The 20,041-nt window shown below is 47.8% G+C and carries 18 protein-coding genes; 5 read left to right on the top strand and 13 right to left on the bottom strand.

Features of this window, described 5'->3' with window-relative positions:
• Positions 1–544: 544 nt before the first annotated feature.
• The 4 genes from BFV64_RS04440 to BFV64_RS25720 all read right to left on the bottom strand — a co-directional run bounded on the left by BFV64_RS04440 (position 545) and on the right by BFV64_RS25720 (position 2,634).
• On the bottom strand, positions 545–883 hold the full coding sequence (locus BFV64_RS04440) for a hypothetical protein (protein WP_069601755.1): 339 nt from the start codon (positions 881–883) through the stop codon (positions 545–547).
• On the bottom strand, positions 876–1,268 hold the full coding sequence (locus BFV64_RS25775) for a hypothetical protein (protein ID WP_069601754.1): 393 nt from the start codon (positions 1,266–1,268) through the stop codon (positions 876–878). The genes BFV64_RS04440 and BFV64_RS25775 overlap by 8 nt, the downstream gene beginning before the upstream one ends.
• A 403-nt stretch (positions 1,269–1,671) precedes the next feature.
• The gene (locus tag BFV64_RS04425) at positions 1,672–2,364 is read right to left on the bottom strand and encodes a helix-turn-helix domain-containing protein (RefSeq protein WP_069601753.1); all 693 of its coding nucleotides are present in this window, start codon (positions 2,362–2,364) and stop codon (positions 1,672–1,674) included.
• A gap of 102 nt (positions 2,365–2,466) precedes the next feature.
• Positions 2,467–2,634 (bottom strand): hypothetical protein, encoded by a 168-nt coding sequence (locus BFV64_RS25720; RefSeq protein ID WP_164530024.1) that lies wholly within the window; start codon positions 2,632–2,634, stop codon positions 2,467–2,469.
• Positions 2,635–3,205: 571 nt separating this feature from the next.
• Here BFV64_RS25720 and BFV64_RS04420 point away from each other — a divergent pair.
• From BFV64_RS04420 to BFV64_RS04405, 4 genes are all read left to right on the top strand, one after another.
• Complete coding sequence (locus BFV64_RS04420; protein WP_069601752.1) at positions 3,206–3,667, top strand: hypothetical protein; 462 nt, start codon at positions 3,206–3,208, stop codon at positions 3,665–3,667.
• A 1,484-nt stretch (positions 3,668–5,151) separates the two neighbouring features.
• Positions 5,152–5,712, top strand: a complete 561-nt coding sequence (locus BFV64_RS04415) for a tyrosine-type recombinase/integrase (protein ID WP_069602466.1) — start codon at positions 5,152–5,154, stop codon at positions 5,710–5,712.
• Between the two features lie 5 nt (positions 5,713–5,717).
• Positions 5,718–5,924, top strand: a complete 207-nt coding sequence (locus BFV64_RS04410) for a hypothetical protein (protein WP_069602465.1) — start codon at positions 5,718–5,720, stop codon at positions 5,922–5,924.
• A complete protein-coding gene (locus BFV64_RS04405; protein ID WP_158008542.1) occupies positions 5,921–6,193 on the top strand; it encodes a hypothetical protein in 273 nt (90 codons plus the stop codon). Before BFV64_RS04410 ends, BFV64_RS04405 begins: the two co-directional genes overlap by 4 nt.
• Positions 6,194–6,716: 523 nt before the next feature.
• Here the strand turns inward: BFV64_RS04405 and BFV64_RS25715 are convergent.
• From BFV64_RS25715 to BFV64_RS04390, 4 genes are all read right to left on the bottom strand, one after another.
• Positions 6,717–6,875, bottom strand: coding sequence for a hypothetical protein (locus BFV64_RS25715; RefSeq protein WP_164981154.1), 159 nt, complete (start codon positions 6,873–6,875; stop codon positions 6,717–6,719).
• An 834-nt stretch (positions 6,876–7,709) separates the two neighbouring features.
• Positions 7,710–8,069 (bottom strand): hypothetical protein, encoded by a 360-nt coding sequence (locus tag BFV64_RS04400; RefSeq protein ID WP_069601751.1) that lies wholly within the window; start codon positions 8,067–8,069, stop codon positions 7,710–7,712.
• Entirely contained in the window at positions 8,066–8,605 is a 540-nt protein-coding gene (locus BFV64_RS04395) for a lysozyme (RefSeq protein WP_069601750.1), read from the bottom strand. The genes BFV64_RS04400 and BFV64_RS04395 overlap by 4 nt, the downstream gene beginning before the upstream one ends.
• On the bottom strand, positions 8,586–8,816 hold the full coding sequence (locus tag BFV64_RS04390) for a class II holin family protein (protein WP_069602464.1): 231 nt from the start codon (positions 8,814–8,816) through the stop codon (positions 8,586–8,588). The genes BFV64_RS04395 and BFV64_RS04390 overlap by 20 nt, the downstream gene beginning before the upstream one ends.
• 180 nt (positions 8,817–8,996) lie before the next feature.
• Here BFV64_RS04390 and BFV64_RS04385 point away from each other — a divergent pair, with 180 nt between their 5' ends.
• The gene (locus BFV64_RS04385) at positions 8,997–10,118 is read left to right on the top strand and encodes an acyltransferase family protein (protein ID WP_069601749.1); all 1,122 of its coding nucleotides are present in this window, start codon (positions 8,997–8,999) and stop codon (positions 10,116–10,118) included.
• Between the two features lie 4 nt (positions 10,119–10,122).
• Here BFV64_RS04385 and BFV64_RS04380 read toward each other — a convergent pair whose 3' ends face one another.
• From BFV64_RS04380 to BFV64_RS04360, 5 genes are all read right to left on the bottom strand, one after another.
• Positions 10,123–12,411 carry a putative phage tail protein gene (locus tag BFV64_RS04380; protein ID WP_069601748.1) on the bottom strand — a complete coding sequence of 763 codons (2,289 nt, stop codon included), beginning with the start codon at positions 12,409–12,411 and terminating at the stop codon, positions 10,123–10,125.
• Positions 12,412–12,431: 20 nt separating this feature from the next.
• Positions 12,432–14,042, bottom strand: coding sequence for a phage terminase large subunit (gene terL, locus BFV64_RS04375; protein ID WP_069601747.1), 1,611 nt, complete (start codon positions 14,040–14,042; stop codon positions 12,432–12,434).
• Positions 14,039–14,380 (bottom strand): hypothetical protein, encoded by a 342-nt coding sequence (locus BFV64_RS04370; protein WP_069601746.1) that lies wholly within the window; start codon positions 14,378–14,380, stop codon positions 14,039–14,041. Before BFV64_RS04370 ends, terL begins: the two co-directional genes overlap by 4 nt.
• A gap of 64 nt (positions 14,381–14,444) precedes the next feature.
• Positions 14,445–17,333, bottom strand: a complete 2,889-nt coding sequence (locus BFV64_RS04365) for a hypothetical protein (protein ID WP_069601745.1) — start codon at positions 17,331–17,333, stop codon at positions 14,445–14,447.
• Positions 17,333–20,041 (bottom strand): transglycosylase SLT domain-containing protein, encoded by a 2,709-nt coding sequence (locus BFV64_RS04360; protein WP_069601744.1) that lies wholly within the window; start codon positions 20,039–20,041, stop codon positions 17,333–17,335. The genes BFV64_RS04365 and BFV64_RS04360 overlap by 1 nt, the downstream gene beginning before the upstream one ends.

The following is a 20,041-nucleotide window of genomic DNA, read 5'->3' as shown; positions in this document are numbered from 1 at the left end:
AGGCCATGATGTTAAAAAATGTCTTCTTGAATAAATGAGGGCGCAATGTGAATACAAATGTAAGCACAAAGTAGGATCGCCCGTCATTGCTCCTCATTTAAAAGCGCACACCTATAACAATAGGTGACACCCTGGAATAAATGAGGCTTTCATTATCTATTAGCTGACACTTTCGGGAGTGTTATTAATAGAAGATTGCCAGCTTAACGTAATTCCTGAACCTCTCACAATTCAAGGGTAGTTAAGTCTGACTACATTCATCCTAACGGAATGAATGAGGGATAAAGAGCGAATGCTCTTTTTGAAAAGGTCGGAGATGCGCGGGTGATTGCATGTAAAGCCAACACAACGAGACATTACATCCCACGCATTCCTTCGGAACTAAACAAAAAAGAAGAAGAAAGAACCAACACTTTCAAAAAAAGCATTCAAAAGAGAGTGCCGCTATGGGAAACGGCATTCAGGAGGGAGAAGTGATTCGAATACTCACCCTATAACTCATTATGACACAAATAGCACAATCTGTCAAGACATTTCGTAACTTTTATGTTATGGCGTATTCTTCAGCGATCTCTATGGCAAGCTCGGAAAGTTCCTGTGAGACATACTTTAGAGAACATGCAAGTTCCGTCCACTCATCGATCACTTTCCAAACCTCATGTTCTGTAACCGTACTGTTCTGAGAGCGCATCAGAAGCGCTATGGCGCGTTCTAACTGCTCCAGTGCGTCTATCCCCTGCTCTGTTTGTTTAGACGCGCATAACATCGCTTCTGGCGTTCTGTCACGCCACGCTGCATTAACCAATTCAAGAATAGGAAGGTGCCAATTCTCGTGGAAAGAATTAAGTAGGGTGTTTATGGTGTCCATAGTCTTATTAGTCATAATGTTCCTTAGTATCAAATAGGGTGTCAAAATCGCGGGTTAAATTGTTAAGGTGATTTACCGAAAGCCAGCCGCAATAATGTTCGTAGGAGGAGAAATTAAGAATTTGCCATTTGTGGAGATTCGAAGAATCTACGTTGAAGAATTTCATCTTCCTGGGTTTCCAGAATGCAGAAGGGCAGCTATTGAGAATGTCCTGTAATGCGCCCATCTCATCTGGAGACATTGCAGGGCTATTCTCTTCGATTGTTTCAGTTTGCCATTCACCAGGAAGACAATTCTGTTCCTTCGAAAGGCGAGAGAGATTTTGAAAATCAGATGTTCGTAATAATGATTGTGCGTTTCGTTCAAGCTTTGTAACTACGTTACGTTTTCTTTTTCCCATTCATTCCTCGTAGAGGGGAAACTCCTTGTCTTGTCATAACGTATAATCCGTACAGCAAAGCCCACCACCATAAAGCAGTTATCATAAAAGTTTCCCGATTGTGTGTTTTAGAAATTAGAGTAGATAAATTCTACATTGTCTCGTTCGATGTGTTTCAGCGTGAATGATAAATAGCTACTTTCATCCTCTATTTGAATTACACCAATGTTGCGTAGAGTACTAAGCCAGAATCTGATCCCGCGATCACTTACACCGGATTTATCAGATAGCTCTCCGTAAGAAATTTTGGTCTTCCTTCCTTTCCAGAACCAGATAAGCGCATGATAAACGCCCTTCCCGCTATCGTTGATCTGTATCTGGTTTGTGTTGTTCAATTTTATGTATTGTATCAATTAGGTCTCCGTTAAAATGGTATCGTTGATTGTTCAATCTGGGTGTATTCATACGGGTGTGTTTCCTGAAATAGTTGCTCGATTCCCATTGAATGATCTATTCCGATTCGTTGAAGCACTCTTGATGACCAGGAATAAAAGCTCTCGTCCTCTCGTCGTTGTGAGAGATTTTCAAGCAGGTGTTTCACTGCGTCAGAAGTACGGATTCTTTGAGGCGTTATCGCTGGTGTGTCTTCGTGGGTTTCTACTGTATTCACTGGCTCAGGGGCTGGCACTTCGTCAGACACTGTTACAGGCTGCGCTGTCGGCGCTTCTGGCGGGGTAATGTGAGCATCAGTGATCGGAAACGTGCGGTAAACTTTGGAACGATAACCAGGGTTTTTCTCTTTCGTGATTAGCCCTGCATCTTGCAGCTTCTGAATGAGTTTGCAGGTGTGCTCCCTGGATAAATCGATCACCTTTCCAAGTTCTGTCTGGCTTTCGTAACAGAAATTCCCTGAATTTTCCCATCCCTGAAAATAACAGTACAACTTTTGCGCCTTCGGGCAAAAATCCATGAAACCATTTTCGAGATTGGGAGAATAAATACGTGGAATCTCTCGGAAGTAATGCGGGATGTTGATTGTACGATCTCTTACTTTTCCATCTTTATCGGTGTATTGGTATTTTGGATCTGCCTTAATCTCGGCGAGGGTTTTTGCCATTGTTCTATGCTCCTATGTATGCTCAGTAAATTACGAATGCTCCTCATTTGGTTTTCTCCGCTTCTCATTCGTGGGGTGGGTTTTGACGCTGAAACGTGGTTATTACGCGCCAGCTTTCGAGTATTTGACCGCCAGACTTTGGCATTCTTCAAGAAGGAGTGCGCTTACGCTCATTTTTCGGCGCTTCGCTTCTCTGAACAGAATCTGAAATGTCTCATCCGGTATCATTAACGATGTGGACGGTGGTAGTTTGGTTTTCTTCTCGATCATTCTTGTTCTCCTTCTGGGTTATTTAGTGGTCGAAGTGCGGATTTCATCCCAGCGCTTCAATACTTCTGTGAGAAAGGCTTCCCTTTCGTGGTATCCACGAGCGCGGCAAGCGTTGCGTAGTGCTCGGATGCGGTAACGGTTGGTGGTTCCGTCTTTCAATTGTTGAAGTGTGTCTTCAACGTCAAAGTATCTCAGTGTGGCTTCCTATGGTTGGCGTAAATAAAAAGACACCTTGCAGCCTGACGGCTCAAAGTGCATTAAGAGATTATGTGGATAAAGTTTTATGCTACATGGGTACTATAACATTTTTCTTACCTATCTGTCAACCCCTCAATGGTGATTTCTCAAAATAATTTTGATCTTTTTCAACGCGTTGCATTTTTGTTTTGCGATTAGTGCTCTTTATACACAAAATCAACGATGGAAATCAATCTGTTTTTGTGGTAGTTTTGCCAACCAGAACGGAATGCTTGGGAAAACCCCAGACACCCCATTAACAAGTGATTAAAAAATGAACGATAACAACTCAACCAAGAGGACTTATTGACTAAAAAACAGACAGGAGGACTTAATGAATCATTCTCAGCCACACCTCAGCACTACTCACACGCCACATACAATTGAACTCACCACCGAACAGATGTTTGACAGCCTGGTGCCGTATTTCACCGAGGTAACGCATCCACAGAAACGCAGCAGACTCCCCAAAGTACTGACTTTTACCACCGATCATAAACGAGTGTGGGCTTATCTCAGAGAGTGTGAGGACGATACAGCCGGATGTGTGATGTTCGATCTGAGTTGTACAGCCCGTGATCTCGGCATGACTCAGAAACGAGTGATGACCGTCATTGGCGATCTGGATAATGCTGGCTGGATACTCTGCCGAGACATTGGCTCGCCCGGTGCTGGAACCTATCAGATCACCATCCAGGACATTGAAACCATCGTTTCATTATGTAGCACCATCACGTATGCCCAGCCAACTATACTAACGATGGATGTGCTGAGAGGCTCACGCCTGGTTCATTAACTACAATAGCCCTAAAACGCTCTGTAAAGCATTCTAAGAGCTTTTATTGCATGGGTAGTCACCTTACATTTCTTACCCTCTTTAAATCGATTGCAGCACCTCTGAGGCGCTCTGTTTGCACTTATGCCGCCCTCTGGCACTTACTCCCGAAACCAATAGCACAACTACAGAGGGATAACGGTAGTTATCAGGATAGTAGGTGTTGGTATTGGATTGAGGCTTAGTGAACTTGCACGAGGTACGAGGGTAAGTGAACTTTAGCCACTGGCGAAGCACACGACTATTCCGCGCACAGCGCAACGGTACTTTGCCGATGGCAAATAATTGTTCGTGCCTGACTCTCGTCAGAAACGAAGTTTGCACGAGTCCAGAAGGTAAAGAGTAACGCTTTGCTGCGTCGTGAGCAGGAACGGGGGTGTCCGGGAAGCCACCAAACGGCGTACCAGGACATTTCCCCTTGAGTGACGGCGATTGACGCCAGGCAAATGATCTTTGCGACCAGCGCAAAAGGTCAAATCCACAAACATAGTCTTATAGATCTTAGTATTATAGTTAGTTAGTCTTATAGAGTGACGTTACGTCACAGATAACGTGCCTCATGTGTGACGCTGCGTCACAGAAGTAGCTTGTTGATGTGACATTACGTCACAGACAGGATGATTCGTATGTGTGACACTCCGTCACATAGCAGGGTTTTTCCCGTATGTTCTCACGCTGAAAGTGACAAAACGTCACTCCCCAACGATTAATCATCACCCTGCTCACTCCGAATCGTCCATGCAACAACCCGCAGTAATTCCAATCAAAATGGACAGTAAAGCCCTACTTAATCCAGGATTAAGCCAATCTAAATAATCCACCTCTCACGCTCTGTAAATCACTTTCTAACTATCGATGTACATTACCTCAATTTTTGTAAAGCCTTGCACCGTGCGGCTCACAGCAATCATTGTCCACTAAGAGCACTTTCATGATAGGTGCAATGTGCTTAACGACTTTTGTTATAATGTAACAATTCGATTTTCCATACCAAAATCACCTTTGTTGATAATAATTATCATCAACTCAGATCACAACGCCACAAATGAGAACAGCTATCATCTACCGTGCAATGCCTCTACCTCAAGGTTTTATAGTAATGTGAGATAGAACGCCTAATTCATTGATTTAATTAAAATAAATTATTTAACCGTCCTCCTCCCTCTCTATTGTATGCAATGAATCTGCATAAAATGTGCATAGCCTCGCCAGGATTTGGCAACGTGCAAACATCTGTTTAGACTTGCCAACATGATGATTTCGTTGAAGATATTACGAAATTGCTCGAGTTTCAAACAGGAGGCCGTGCTTTTTCGCGTTCAGTAGTGCTGGAAATGGCGCAACCTTCCACCACTCCGTCAAAAAATGTGAGATTGAATAGTTGTAACTTACTGAAAATGATCATAATCTTATTTCACAGTTTCAATATTTACGGAGATAAGCAGATGGCGACCACGAAGATAATCACCCAGGCAGAGGCTTTTAAGCTGATTAACTGGCTTGAAAGTCATAACAAACAGCTATTCGCAGATGTAGCGATCACTATGGCCTCTTTATGTTTACGGGTAGGTGACACGGTGAATTTGAAGTTCAGCCAGTTCAAGGAGGGAAACACGCTGGAAGTACTGGAGAGTAAGACGGGCAAGAAGAAGGAAATCATAGTCCCTGCGAAGGTGTGGGAGATTGTAGGACGTCGCCGCCAGGCATTCCCGAAAGACGAATACGTTTTCACGTCACACAGCAACCGAGCTTCAGGAAAAGCCCCAGTAAGCCGTGAGCAGGTGAACCGTGAGATCAAACAGGCTGCGGAGAATGTGGGGATTAAAGGAACCGTCGGGTGCCATTCTTTCAGGAAATTTTCTGCTACACAGGTGTGGGAGAAGTCTAACGGGAATTTGGCTTTAGCAATGAAAGCGCTGAACCATTCAGATCCTAAAGTCACCATGAACTATTTGAAGATTGACGTTAAGAGCGTGGGCGCTGCCCTTGCAAACATTTGGGAGTGATCAACATGAAACGCTTACTGGTGCTGACGCTGGCGCTATTGCCAGCCCTGGCGAATGCCGGACAAATTACGATGACTCACCCACAGGAGGAACAGACGGAGAACGGAAAAACGCTATGCACTTATCAGAACAGCATCTACTTGTTCACCTACGTAACTAAGGGGAAATGTCCCTATACGAAAACCTTCAATACAGAGGATTCGGAAGAGTGAAAAAGGAAGAAGAGCTAATCACCAGCTTTATCTGGTGTGGTGCTACGGTGTGCGTTTATACGCAAGTGGTGAAATTTGCAGGGACGACGATACAGCGTCACCTGTTACCAACAAACCTTAGAAAAGCTGTAAACGAAGAAGTGGCAGGGGCCGCCAACCACCAAGAAGCCAGCCCCCGCCGTATTCAACAATCCCAACGGAGAGTTAGAGATGCCGAATCAGCACATTATGGCGTTAGCGCTCGCGCAGTGCAACGTAAGCAACGGTAAAACCGTCCGAATCCCTGCCATGACAGGAAGCCAGCTTCATTTGCTTATGATGTGGCTACGGGCTTTACAGGAATGATACGAGGGGGCGCAATGCCCCCTTTCTTCCAAATCTTGTTCATCAGCGGAGAGCCACATTTCGTTAAATAGCTCTGAAAGAATTTTTTTCACATGCAAGTATCGGTACACTCCCCCAGCTAACCTATTGTTATAAAAACAAAATAAATTAACAGGCTTTGTGGTTGACACAATAAAAAATACTATGCTATAGTGAGATGATGAAATAGCTGTGTACATGCCAACCCAAAATGGTTATTCTCCTATTATAACTTTAGGAGACAGCCATGACCTCTTCTTTCTCACGCCTAAACTTGATCACCTCTATCATCATGTTGGTTTTAGTTTGTCTCGCATTTCTGACTGATGACTCTCTTATCTCCGTTGCCTACTTCGGTCGGGTGTTAATTGATTTAAGAGATCGTTTGCAATGACAATAACAGCCAATAATGCGCGGAACGAAGCTATCTTAAAACATGGTGTTAGCTGCTCGCGCTAATTTAATCTCTGCTTCTTCTTCCTGCTTCTTAGCAAGCCAGGCTTTACCCTCTGGCGTAGCCAGGAATTTACGGGCATGAATTTTACGGTTGTTGCGCTTTGTCGCGGCGCTTTTAGTAGCATTTGCCATGTTCTCACCTCCGCTAAATCTACCAGTGTTCGCTGGGGCTTAACGTACAGCAGAGAGACAGTACAACGAAAGTTACAATGGTGCAGATAATGGATGACCATTACGTGCCGTGTTGGGCACATAAGAAAAGGCGGCGCGTAGCGCTTCCGCAGGATGTAATCCCTTCGCAGGGAGAATAAAGCCTTAGCACGTTCTCTTATCAGGTGATCGTTATACTCCGGTGATCGAAACCGTGGCAGAGCCGGATTCTTTCCCGATCCGGTTAGTCTTCCCAACATTACGCCTGTTTATTCTCTGCGACCTTTCACAAGGTGTAGCATCATTGAGCGCCGCACGAAGCGCGGAACGTATCGCTAAGGGTTCAAGTGATGTGTTTAGAGAGTCCGGCAACTCTTCCAGCTTCAAAGGGTGGCATAATTTCTTATGCTGTTCGGGCTTGAGCCTGGTAACTACCCGCCAGTACGTTGTACAATACTTGAGCCGATACAACGCAAAGGCGTTTACCAGTGCTAACAGACGTTAGAACAGAAGTTACAAACCGTTAGATAAACATGCTAAAGAATGCTGTTTTTACGGGGTTTTCTGTTGATGGTGCCGATAATAGGAGTAAAACACAGAAAATAACACGATGTATTTACTGTGTTTTATTTTATTGAAGTATCAAGATACCCGAATTGATACCCGCTTTTGTTTCGCTCCCGATTGAGGAACAAAACGGGCTATTCCGTCGCTCTGTACCATGTCTGCCAGCGGTAGATATTCGTTCGAAGTTCTCGCACGCACTCTGCCGTCTGGGTATCCGACTGAAGGTCTTCATCACTATCCCGTCCAGCGTCACTTGCCCGGCATGGCGGGCTCATCAAATCCTGGGATATTGTTGGCCGCGTCGATTGCACGCTGCCGCAGCTGCACAGCATGATCGTCAAAGTCGCACTTAATATGATTCGGGTCGTTAACATATTTCACCACATCGCGGTAAATGGTCCGGTAAATCACTTTCCCTTCTGCGCTGGCCACCGCAGCTTTCTGCTCACCGGTGGCAACGGCTTTATCAGCCTTTTTGCTTTTTGTCTGGTAATCGTTGTTTACCTTTTCACTATGGGCATACCAGCCTTTCAGATAGCCCGCGTAAAACGTACCAGCGAAAAAAGACAGCAGAACAGCCAGCGCTAACAGCTTCACTTTAATGGTCACTGGTCTATCCCCCAGCAGGTCAGCGCACTTTCCTGGTCACGTCGTTCAACCTGACCATAACAGCCATTCTTCTGGCCTTTTGTCAGGCGACAATCACGGCCACCGTCTTTTATCCACCAGCGAATCGCCTCACATGCTCCTTTTCTATCACCGGCATTGATTCGCTGATAGAACGTCGATGGGAAGCATTTACCGGGGCCGATGTTGTACGGGCAGAACGAAGCAATACCGGCTTTCTGTGGTTCGCTCAGCGGCACCCTGATATTCCGGTCAACCCACGCCAGCGCTTTATCTCGCTCTATGGCATTTACCTGGTCACATTTGGCCTGTGCCAGTTTCATCCCCTGCACCACAGGTTTCCCATCTACCCGCGTGGCGCCGCGGCAGATTGTCCAGATCCCGGAACCATCCTTATAGGCAGTCAGGCTGTTGCCCTCTTTCTCATTCAGAAACTGATCAAGAATAACTGATGCCGGTGCGCCAGCCAGAACGAGTCCCAGAACGGCAGCGCTGAGCTTAGTCTTGCTGGTAGCCATTTTCCCGGGCCTCTTTTCGACGGTCGTCTTTGATCTTGAAATAAAGATTGGTCAGGTACGTCAGCAGGCCAAAAAGAATACTGGCGAGAACCCCAATAGCGGCCCACTGGCTCGGGCTGACTTTGTCGAGTAATTGCAGAAGCCAGTAACCAAAGCTGCCTATAGATGTTCCGTAGGATAGTCCCGCCGCTACGTCTGAAAGGTTGTTCATCCTCATGCCTCACCCCCTGTGGGGAAAATCGGTTAGTGGGATGAGGGTAAACGTGCAGGTCGGTCGGAATCCCGACCATATAGAAGACGTCGATCTCAAGCGTTCATGATGTTAGACTCATCGTTATTCTTGTAAGCGGAATATGCCGCGTAAATATACTGTCAAAATAAGTGATTACGGATGACCGATAACCAGAAAAAAATCTATTTTATAGAAGTGCTCCGAGGTGTCGCACCTCTCCTTGTTGTTGGTTACCATTTAGTTGGGCCATTGCTTGGGGCATATAATTTTTGGCCTGGAATGGGACTTGATTTGTTCAGGAATGGGAATATTGGTGTAGACATATTTTTCATAATTAGCGGTTTCATTATATGCTACGCAACACAAAAATCAGAAGCCAGGCCTTTATTGTCATTTGTCCTGCGTCGATTTTTTAGAATTTATCCATTATTTTTATTCTGCATAATTTTCATGTGGTTTGCATACGCATCATGGAAACCTTCAATTGAACTTATTAGGTCAATATTCCTTTTGCATGGTGATTATTCACTACCTGCACCTTTCTTTGGCTATAATATGCTTTATCCTGCCTGGACAATATCTTATGAAATAATATTTTATGCTCTTTTCTTGTTAGGGATGGCAGTTAGCCACACAAAAAGAGCGTTAATAACATCAGTTATTATGTTAACATTAATGTTCAGTATTCAGTTGTTATTCAAACATTCAATATCTATATCAGGTCATTTCTCTGCATATTCTGATAACATGTCCTGGATGGCCCCAATCCTGACATTGATAGGCTCACCGATGCTGCTAGAATTTATATTTGGCATGATCCTTTATAAGGTCTTTACAAAGTTCGGCCCAATAAAAAACAACGCCATTAAATATTCAATGATGACATTATCAATAGTTGGAGTTTATTTCATAATTCATATAGACACCAAGTCTCATGGATTCACTGACAAAGGAATAATTGCGGCATTCATATTCTCATCTATGATGTTTGCTGAAATGTCTGGAGCAAAAATGTCCTTTAGAATTACTAAATTTTTCTCTGATATATCTTATTCACTGTATCTAACTCATGCAATAGTGCTAACGCTAGTATTGATTTATTTGAAAAACAATGGCATCAATGAGTACCCTAAAGGTATTTTTTCCTTTACCTGCTTGATGTCATTATGCATTGGTGTTTCGTATATTACACACATTGCTATTGAACGCCCTTTTATTTCTGTAGGAAAGAGACTTGTCTCATATGTTAAATATAAGGAATGCCCCTCCGTGGGCTCTTAATTTCCTAGAATGAAGAATTATCTAACAGATAGGGGGTTGTAGCGGCAGAAGTTGATACACCACTTGCTGTCGACCTCCATCTTGTATGCTTAACCGAATGACCTGCACCACCAGCCAGCAGCACGGCACCGGCTGTGCTCACCCCATATGTGGTTGTATCGGAAACTGAAATCCTGTTGCAATCAGTTTCAACGCATACGCCATAATTTCCGGTTCCAGCTCTATCTATATTTTGAAAAGTTCCAGAAATAACCCTTACAATCTCACTATCTTTAATATATATCCCGTGAAGCCTAACGTTGTATACATTAAAGTTACTTACAGTAAAATTAGTTGCACCTTGAATTATCATGCCATAAGTTTGAGTTGAAAGCGCGTTCGTCCCCGACGCATCGCACGAACAATCAGCAACCTGTATGTCATACATGCTGGCATTTAATGCCTTGCCGGTATTGACGAACCTTAATCCTTCGAATTTAACATTGTAGGCATGAACGTTGCTTATCTTTATATGAGATAACTGTGTAGCCGTTGTAAATGTTCCGTCAGTAACTAATCTTAAGGCCCTATCGCAATCAAGTGATATACCATCACTTATAACATGTCTGGAACAATTGCGGTCACCCATAAACAAGCCATCTTTACAGTTTGTAACCCTCCACCCTGTAACAATGCTTGCATTGCAAAATTGCATATCTATTCCGTTATCAGCAAAGTCATTTACTGTTACGTTGTTTATCTTCAGATTATCCTGATATGAAGCAGATATGCCCTGAGCATCAGGTCGTGCAGTGCTAGGCCGACCACCACCAGAAAGATTCAGATTAAATAATGTGTTATTAATTGCGCTGTTAACACCTGAGATATTGAAGTCGTTCCTGATGTAAACTCCCCAGTTACAATCTGAAGCCGTTATATTAGATATTGTAAAATTACTAATCCCGTCCGTTAAAAGAGATACGCGTCCGTTACCACTACCTCTACTACCGCATGATACAAAATTAATATTATTAATTAGGCCTTTGCCCGCAAATTTCTTCGCTGTGTAGTCCCCTGATATGTAAATCCCACTAGCGCCTACGTAGCGGATATCCCCATTTGTTATTGCGCCACCATCACCAGCGCGAGCACCCTCCCATGTAACTCCAAAATTACCAGTCCCTGTAGTTTGTAATGAGCCATTGATAGTAAAATTATCCATGAAGTGAAGGTTCCCTGTTCTGATAATTGGAACACCATCAGGGAGGGTAGCCATCGCTATGATTTTGAAATTACGGCGAACACGGCGACCGACAAACATATTCCACAAAACTGTACTGTTAACGTAATAAGTTAATCCAAGTCCGTCCATTACTTCTGAAGCGTCTGATGCTGCCGCGAGGGCCGCATGGTCGCTTACTTTGCTATTGCATTGTGCCCCGAACATCAGAGGGTTCGTGATCTCCGCATCGATTCGTAGCCACGCGGCCCCTCCCGTCGTTTTAATGATAGTTCCATTATTGTCCGTATAAGAGCCTCCAGCAAGAACAGCTCGGAATTCACCGCCACCCTTACCTGTCCCGGCAGTATGCTCACGAAGAGTTACTTGCTGCTTATCGTATGTCGGCTCGATCGTGCGGAGCATTGCAATAGTCTGGCATTCTCCAATGAATTTCTCACCGTCGGGTTTAGCTAGTTCGATCATTACATCAGATGCCGAACCGGAGGCGGGTAAAACAACAATTGGCTGCCCTGCTGCGTTAAACGCCAGTAATTTATTTGCGCGCTGATCAACTGGTGGAAGAATGGAGACAGAAGCTTCTGGAACGCGTAGCGTGCGCACCATGACCACATTATCGACATAGTTCCTTGTGGCTGCATCCTGCAAATTTACCGGGTTTCCGAGATTGGCAATACGGTATCCCTGTGCATCGAAGGGACCGCCAAAGAGCGGACGACGTAATGCAAGCCCGAGATAAATAAACGCGCGCTGAATTGCCATCCAGAGGCGATCAAAATCTTTATTCACCGTGTCAGCCAGCAGGTCGCCGTTATCCTGGTAATCCGTTAATCGGTAGGTAGGCACTACCCGCTCCAGCATGACCACTGCGCCGTTTGCGGGTGGTGTAACGAAAACTACGTCGCCCCCGCCAACATTCCCGACACCTGAAACGGAAAACCCGCTTGTAACAACGGTACCGTTGACAGTGACCTGAATATCTCCGGCGTTGATAACATAGAACTCGAAGGGAAAAACGGTCGTCATACCGTTGGCGTTATAAATAATATAGGGAGTCTGGTTGGGTACCGACATGATGCGAAACCTCTGGCAGGTTAATAATCGACGTCGACCAGATGATCTCCGTCACTTAACTGCCAATCTTCGCGCGCATGTCCGGTCGGAATCCCGACTACTTTTCCGATGCGTACAGGGGTCTGACTTATCGCGCCGGCGCCAGAGTCGATAAAGTCGTCCGGCTGGTTGGTCAGCGCCGGGTTGAAGTCGCGCATCTGGTCGTATACCGGGCCGTCGAGCACATCGGTGTGCGCCCACAGGAACCGCGACGACAGCGGCGCTTCAAATGCATCGAGGATGCGTTTCTGCTTATTGGTAATGCTGAATTCTTCGCGTACGCCACACCCGGTCCCCTTGAGCGCCTGACGCAGTAACTTGCCCGCGAAGCTGCCGGGGCCGTTCACTTCGACACAAACAACGGGGATCTGGTATTTGAGCACCAGCTCTTTTATCTGTGCGACCTGCCCTCCGGTGATTTTGTCGTTGTCATCAAATTCTGCCAGCTCTCCGGTAAGCTCCTGGCAGACATGCCAGTACAGATGCCCTCTGGCATCCGTGAGCATCAGAGAGAAAGCTGACGCATCAGCCTTAACCTTGCCTGTGGCCACGTCCCACCAGGCGACAGCACCAACGATTTGCACGTTGCCAAGCCAGAGAGAGGCCGTGCGGTTCGCATAACGGATCTGTGGCTGGATGTTGTATTCACGAATACGGTCAGGATCGAGTCTGACGTCGCCAACGGGTTTACTGTGTAACTGGTACTGGCTGTCCCATTCGTTAATTGTGCGTGTTTCTTTCCGGCGGTTCTCCATTTCTTCGCGGGTGAAACGCTCGGACCAGGCGCAATCTGCATAGAAATCGATAACTGTGTCTGGGGCGGATGCAAACTCAACACTGTTGCCCGTGACTTTATAGTCGACATCCTCTACCAGCAGTCTGGCGCTTTTATGGATCCCGGCGAAAACATATTCCGGCCGGAAAGATAACTCGTAGCGCAGCTGCGTAGCGTCCTTCGCCTCAATACGCTTTTCTTTCTCAAAGAGCTTAATGGTCAGACAGTCGGCACCCATAGACTCCACCTCATCATAAAGGCTGTCATGTGTGTGGGGCGTACCGATGTACAGTTTGCGCCCACCGGGGATCAGAATGTGGGTTTGTTCACCCAGGCGGTACCGGAGTTTTTCGCGCGCCTCTGGCGTCTGAATATTGCGGGGGACTTCCACATCGTCATTCTGGCATTCGTTAGCACGCGCCGAAGTAACGTTAGACAGAATGCCTTTGGCGTACATGCTGCCGTTACGCATATCCAGTGCACCATTTACCCACCACTGTTCGACGGTACCGAGTCCGTCAGGCAACATGCCTTTCGTTAGCGGGTGGTTACGCAGCACATTCTGCGTATCGCGGCTGGTTTTGTATGCGGTCGGATCAGATTCAGACTGGTGCAAAATTCGGTACTGACGGTCGCAGTAATATCGCCATGCATTGTACACAGCCAGGATTGTAGATTTCCCGAAACCTCGAAAACAGCGAAGTACCGCGAGGTTCCCGCGATGCTCAAGCCAGTGGCAGGCTTTATAGTGGCAGTCCGGCACATCCCAGTTCATCCGTTCCGCCCACATCAAAAAGAAGGCCAGGAACGAAATCATTTTTTCCCTTTCTGCATACGCTCGATAATGGCGGCCGCTTCACGCTCAGCCTTCGAAACCTGCTTACCAAGTTCAAAAGCCTCATCATCCTGACCGGGATTATCAGAAGGAGTACCACCACGCGCCTGCATACCGATAAGTGAATGCACTTTAATCAGCAGCGTGAGGGATGCCGCAGCGTTTTTCTTGTCCCAGTAACGGTCGCCACGTTCCTGTTTGGTCAACTGGTCTGCTCGCTTATTACCACCAGCCCAGTTCTCGGGATCGGCTTCTTCAAGCACTGCATCGGTGAGTTTATCGGTCAGTGCGGTAAGGCGTGTTTTGTAATCCTGATGCATAAAAAAGCCCCGTAGTGAATACAGGGCTATGATGGAACAGTCCATAGGTCGGAATCCCGACCTATTACCGCATACCCGGATCGACCTGATTTATCAGCGGGGCTATCCAGAAAAGGTTATTACCTGGCAACAGCGTACGAGTATTGTGCAGTACGCGGTCACCAGCATCGCCATTCAGTACACCAGCAGTTACATCGGTAATGGTATCGAGCAGGCCGAACGTTGGCCCCAGCGCAGAACCGATAAACCCCCGGCTGGCGTAACGGGACTGTGTGCCTGTCCCCATCAGCGCGCCAAGCCCTACCATCCCGCCAGAAGCTTTCTCTGCCATGTTGTTATATTCCATCAGCGGTCCGAGAATACCCGAGCGGTCTACCCCTTCCAGCACCAATTTATTCGGCGACCAGTCTACCTCTTTGCCGTTTGCAGACTGTTTAAGTGCATACGTCAGCGCACCGAGGCCAATCTGAAAAGCAGCACCATAATAAAACTGTGCCGTACCTTCTGATAAACCACCAATGGTTGCTCGGTTATATGAGGCAGTAGTGAAGGAACGGAACTGGAAAATCGACCGTCCAATTGTAGTACTGGCCCACAATGGCGTATCGCCAACACCAGGCGTAATAATGATATTATTGGTATCTTTCAGGACAGCAGATTGAAAAATACCAGCGACATGCTGATCATCCCATTTTTCAAAATTACCGATATGCCAGCCATCGATAACTTCGCCGTGTTTTTCAAACTCACTTCGAATACGTGCTGCCATATTGTCGTTGATGCCGAGCTTAGCCAGACGGCGGCCGGGGAAAGCACCAGCCAATATGCCATCGGATGTAATCATCCCATTAATCGCTTTGTTCACATCGTTAAACTGCCCCATCAGCGTGAGCTTTCCAAAGACATCAGTTACGCGATCAAGGCCAGCTTCAACAGCGTTTGTACGCGCCGAGCTGTCAACCAGATCAGCCATCAGACGAGATCGGGTGTTAAGCACCGTCTCAAGCCCTACGGCCATTTTATCCATCTCGGCTTTGCTGGCGTTTAGCGCGGGAGAACGGCTAATAAGGGCACTATAGCCTTTCATCGTTCTACCGAACCCCTGAACCATCACCCCACGGGCAAGATCGGGAATAGCGGAGACGGTCATACCGCCAAGCTTCGTTACAAAATTGACATTACGCAGTGCTCTGCCAGCTCGTACGAAGAAAGACCCTGGGTCATCTGGCATTTTGTACGTACCAATAAGGCGATCACGCATTGCAGTGATATCCCGGATATCACTTTCTCTGGCCTTTGCCAGCTTCGCCTGGTCTGCCGGGGTTGCACGCATCAGCTCATCATATTCGTCCTGAATATTTTTTAACTGCTTTTCCATTGTTCTTTCACCGAACGTCCTGGTGAGTTCGATATCCGGGGCGCTCTCGCGGATATGCCGTTGAAGTACGTAATTAGCATCGCTCTCAAGGTATTCACGCATCATACTATCGGGTAAATTCAGGGTTCTGGATTTTGAACTGCCAGGTACTTTGACAGTAAAGACGTTAACAAAATCCTGAGGGATTCGTGCGCCAACAATTTTGTTAATTGTGGCATCAGCAGCTATCTCAGCATCCTCTTTAGACATCCCCTGCGCTCCACGCGCCCACCAGTTAACAAGAATGTCGCGGAATTTATCTCGCTCGTTAACGATTTTTCCTACACGATATACGCGTGGAAAATAACTGGTTTGCCCCAACGCTTTCAGCTCGTCATCTGGCGGAAGAAGTCCTAACTTTTGCTGGGCTATCTTTACACGGTCAACAACCATTCTGAGTGCTTTTGCTGCGTCTTGCACAACCGGATTTGCATGAATATCACCATTTCTCATAGCGTCGCCAACCTCTTCACGGAACGCCGTGTAGTTAAGGTCTCCGCCATCAGATTTATATTTCGCATACGCCTGTTTATTAGTTACGACAACCGCCGCCTCTTCCCGACGCCAGCTTCGAACTCTGGTTTCTGCTGCAACAGGTGTCGCATAACCCCGTTCATTACCCCGTAGTGTGAAATTATTTTCGGCCAATTCCAGAGCAGCAATTCGTGTACTGCGTGATGGCGACGCCATTGCGCGAGTCAGTGGCGTCATGTAACCGCCAGCCTTAATGGCCGTATCAGCCACCCTGCCGCCTGCCAGCGTAAGATCGTCAAGGCTGGCATCATTAATGCGCATAGCACCAACACTTCCACCATCATGCGGAGCATCAATACCGCGAGCGATATCGTTATTAATACCGGCGTTATCCAGCGCATCAGCCACTTCGCGCGTGGCCGCAGTGCGTACAGAGGGTGAGAGTGCAGCGCCGGCTGCTGCAAATACGCCGCTCATCAACGCACCGGCTGCAACGTGTGAGGCACTTTCGCCCCACGTGCGGGTTATCTGCTGGTTATTTAGGGCAACCTCGCTGGCCGCTGTTGCAGCCGCACCGATTGCAGCCTGTGACGCAATGCGGGCCACCGCCCCGCCCTGCGCACCGGGAATAAACATCGAGGCAACGGTAACCGGGTCGACAGCACCGGCAGCAATACTGGCGAGAATACCCTCCCCGCCAGCCTCTGAAAGTACCCGACGGTCCTCGTTTTCATCGTCGATTTGCTGTTTCAGCCAGGCCGTTTCCTCCGGCGAACGGGAATCGGCAAAAGCAGATCCCCATTGCTCGTACCCGTGCAGCTCGTTTTTATCCACATATGGGTTATAACCGTCCGCCGGCTCGAACTGTTTAGACGGGCGGAACATCTCCCCGAGAAGGTTATTCTGACGGAAAGCTGCCCCCCACACCGACGGCTCGTCCTGCTGTGGCTCTGGATTGGTACCTGCTGGCATCGGGACATCAAATCCAGTGGGAGCCGCCAGGGCATTACCCGCCGGAGTAAATCCGTTATTCAGTTCTTCTGGGTTGGCGTATACCGGCATTATTCAGTGCTCCACGAAAAGTAATTTTTAACCCTGTCCATACGCTCGTTATGCAGACGCTTATATTGTTCATCGAGTGCGCGGTGTTTATCTTTAAACCCGCGAATATCCTGACCGCGTTGGAGCTCATTACGATCATGCTCTTCACGGTCTGCCTGCATTTTTTTGTATGGCGCCCACTCTTCCAGCGATGGTTTCCAGCGCATCGCCCTGCCGTACTGATCGTAGAATGGCTGTACCGCTTCAATACCATCCTTATCTTTTGTACGGACCATAATCGCGTAATCACCGTTGCGAGCAGTCAGCACATCAGGGGTGATTTCCAGATCACCACCAATTCTCGACTCCGGAGTTTTACTGGTCACAGGCGCAGCATTACCGGAGGTGATACCTAAGTCCACCGGGTTCGTGAAGATATCCCCCTTGCGTTCGCCGTACATCAGGTTCTCTTTTTCTTCCTTCCACTGCGCCGCCTGCCAGCCAGACGGGCCATAGTTGTAGAGCGCCTCTGGCGCGTATTTCATGAATTTAGCGCCGCCGTTCACCTCGCTGATACTCCAGGTGCGGGCGATCTGCTGGTTGGTCATTTTCTTTGCCGCATCAGAATTACCGCCAGTGGTGCGATAGTTGATGTCATACAGCGACTGGTAATCATTACGAAAGCGTGCGGCCTCAGGGGTCTGGTCATCAGCGGATGGGTCACCCCAGCTAAAGAAGCCCGACATGTTGCTCACAGCGGAATCCATCGCTTTCCCACGGTCCTTTTTGTACTCCTTAGTGCTCTGGGTCGAAGCCAGCTGCGCTTTGAGTGCATCGGTCTGGTTGTAGGTCAGATTCTGCGCCTGCTCGATAGCGGTTTCGGACGCCATGCCAGAATCTGTAAGCTGCTTAACCGTGAGATAAAAACCCTGCATATCCTTTGGCATGTCGCCAACAGATGCGGGATCCGTGTCGTAAAGACGGTTAAATAACTCAGCCCCCTGACGGACCGCCTCAGGACTACGCGCGCGGGAAATCGCCGATAACTGAGTGGTTACCTGAGAAGGAATTATCCCGGTCTGGGCTACCTGCTGTACGATCCCGTCGTGGGTGGTGGCATCGTTAATACGGAAATTTTGCGCCGTTGGCGTGGCGTCAGCGGCTTTTTGCATAGATTTATTGGTGGGGTCTAGCTTCTCACCCATTGATAACGCTTCATTAAAGCGACGAGTATCACGTTGCACCTGAATCGCTTCGTTACTTTTTTGCACCAGCGCACCGAGCTTGCCATACGCATCGAGCTTGAGCGCATAATCAGGGTCATTCGCCAGGGGTTTTACCTTCGCAATTTCTGCCTGTTGCTGTTCTGGAGATATGTACTGTATCGCCTGGAAGGTTTTAGCATTGCTGATCGCCATATCGAGCTGCTTAACAGCCTTTGCCCCTTGCTCGCCGTAAGCAAACATAATCGAGGCCTTATCCGGCATGGCGTCAGGTACTTCGCCGTTGTACAGCTGCACCATTGTATTATTCAGGATTGGATCAATTTGCTCGCGCAATGCCGTACGCTGCTCACGGACTTTCGACTCGGCGATGTTATCAATTTTGTTCACCGAAACAGGGTCGAGCCCTGTTTTGTTTTTACGGTACCGCGCCAGCCAGCCACGTGTTTCTGAGGGTAATTTGCTGATAAATTCAGACTCAGATATTTCACCCTTACGGGGATCGCCAGAATCCGCAATTAATTTATCGACGTTACCCATCCCCCAGTTATATGCGGCACCAGCCAGCGTTTCGGAACCGTATTTTCCGTAAAGCTGATTTGCATAGTCGCTGGCGAGCATCGCATTTTGCTGCTCATCGGCAGGGTTATATTCAACGCCACGCTTTGCCGCCAGCTCTTTACCTGTGTCCGGCATAAGCTGATATTTACCCTGGGCACCAGCGGGAGAGGTCATTATGCTACCGTCGGCATTGAAATGCTTACCGCCGGATTCCACGATACCTATGGCACGCATATCCATTGCGCCAGTGTCCTTCACCGGGAAATCGCCATTCAACCAGCCCTGTGGGTTGGTCACCGCATAGTTCTGGGCCCGCTGGTCCATCGCCCGTAAATTGGCTTCGGAAACAGCCTGGTCAATTTGCTCCTGCGACCATCCTTGTGCCTGGCCATACAATGAAATCGAATGCTGTCGCGCACCTCGAATCAACGCAGCGGCCTGTGGATCGTCAAACGCCCCTGCTTCCTGCTCAACGGAGGATTTTACCGTCGCATCGAGCTGCTGACGCTGGGCCTGTTCGGTCTGGCTGCGCTCAAAGCTGTTATAGGTGCTGGCGCGGCGAATCTGACCGGCTTTCCATTGCGCGTCAAAATACTGCATCTGGCTCTGCGGTACGCGTTTACGGGCTTCTTCATAGTCGGAAGAATCCAGCTTATCCATATCCAGACCGACGCCTGAAGACTTAAACCCCCGACGGGTTACCAACGCACCCGTTTCCGGGTTTTCCCAGCGGTCGCTGGATTTAGCGTCGAGGTCGGTTAGTATCGCCTGGGTCGCTGCCACGTCAGCTTTATCCTGCGTACGCTGCAAATCATCCGCAGTCTGCCCCAGTGCTGCTCCCAGCCCCGCCACTGCGTTACCTATCTGGCCGACATTACTGACCCCGATCCGGGTCTGACTCACCTGCGGCGTAACATTGCCAAAATTACCCGTTGGGATTCTCAC

Origin of the sequence: Enterobacter kobei (assembly GCF_001729765.1) — a bacterium.
Lineage (GTDB): Bacteria > Pseudomonadota > Gammaproteobacteria > Enterobacterales > Enterobacteriaceae > Enterobacter > Enterobacter kobei.
The sequence above is the reverse complement of the archived record's forward strand: the minus strand, read 5'-3'. Positions and strand labels throughout refer to the sequence as shown.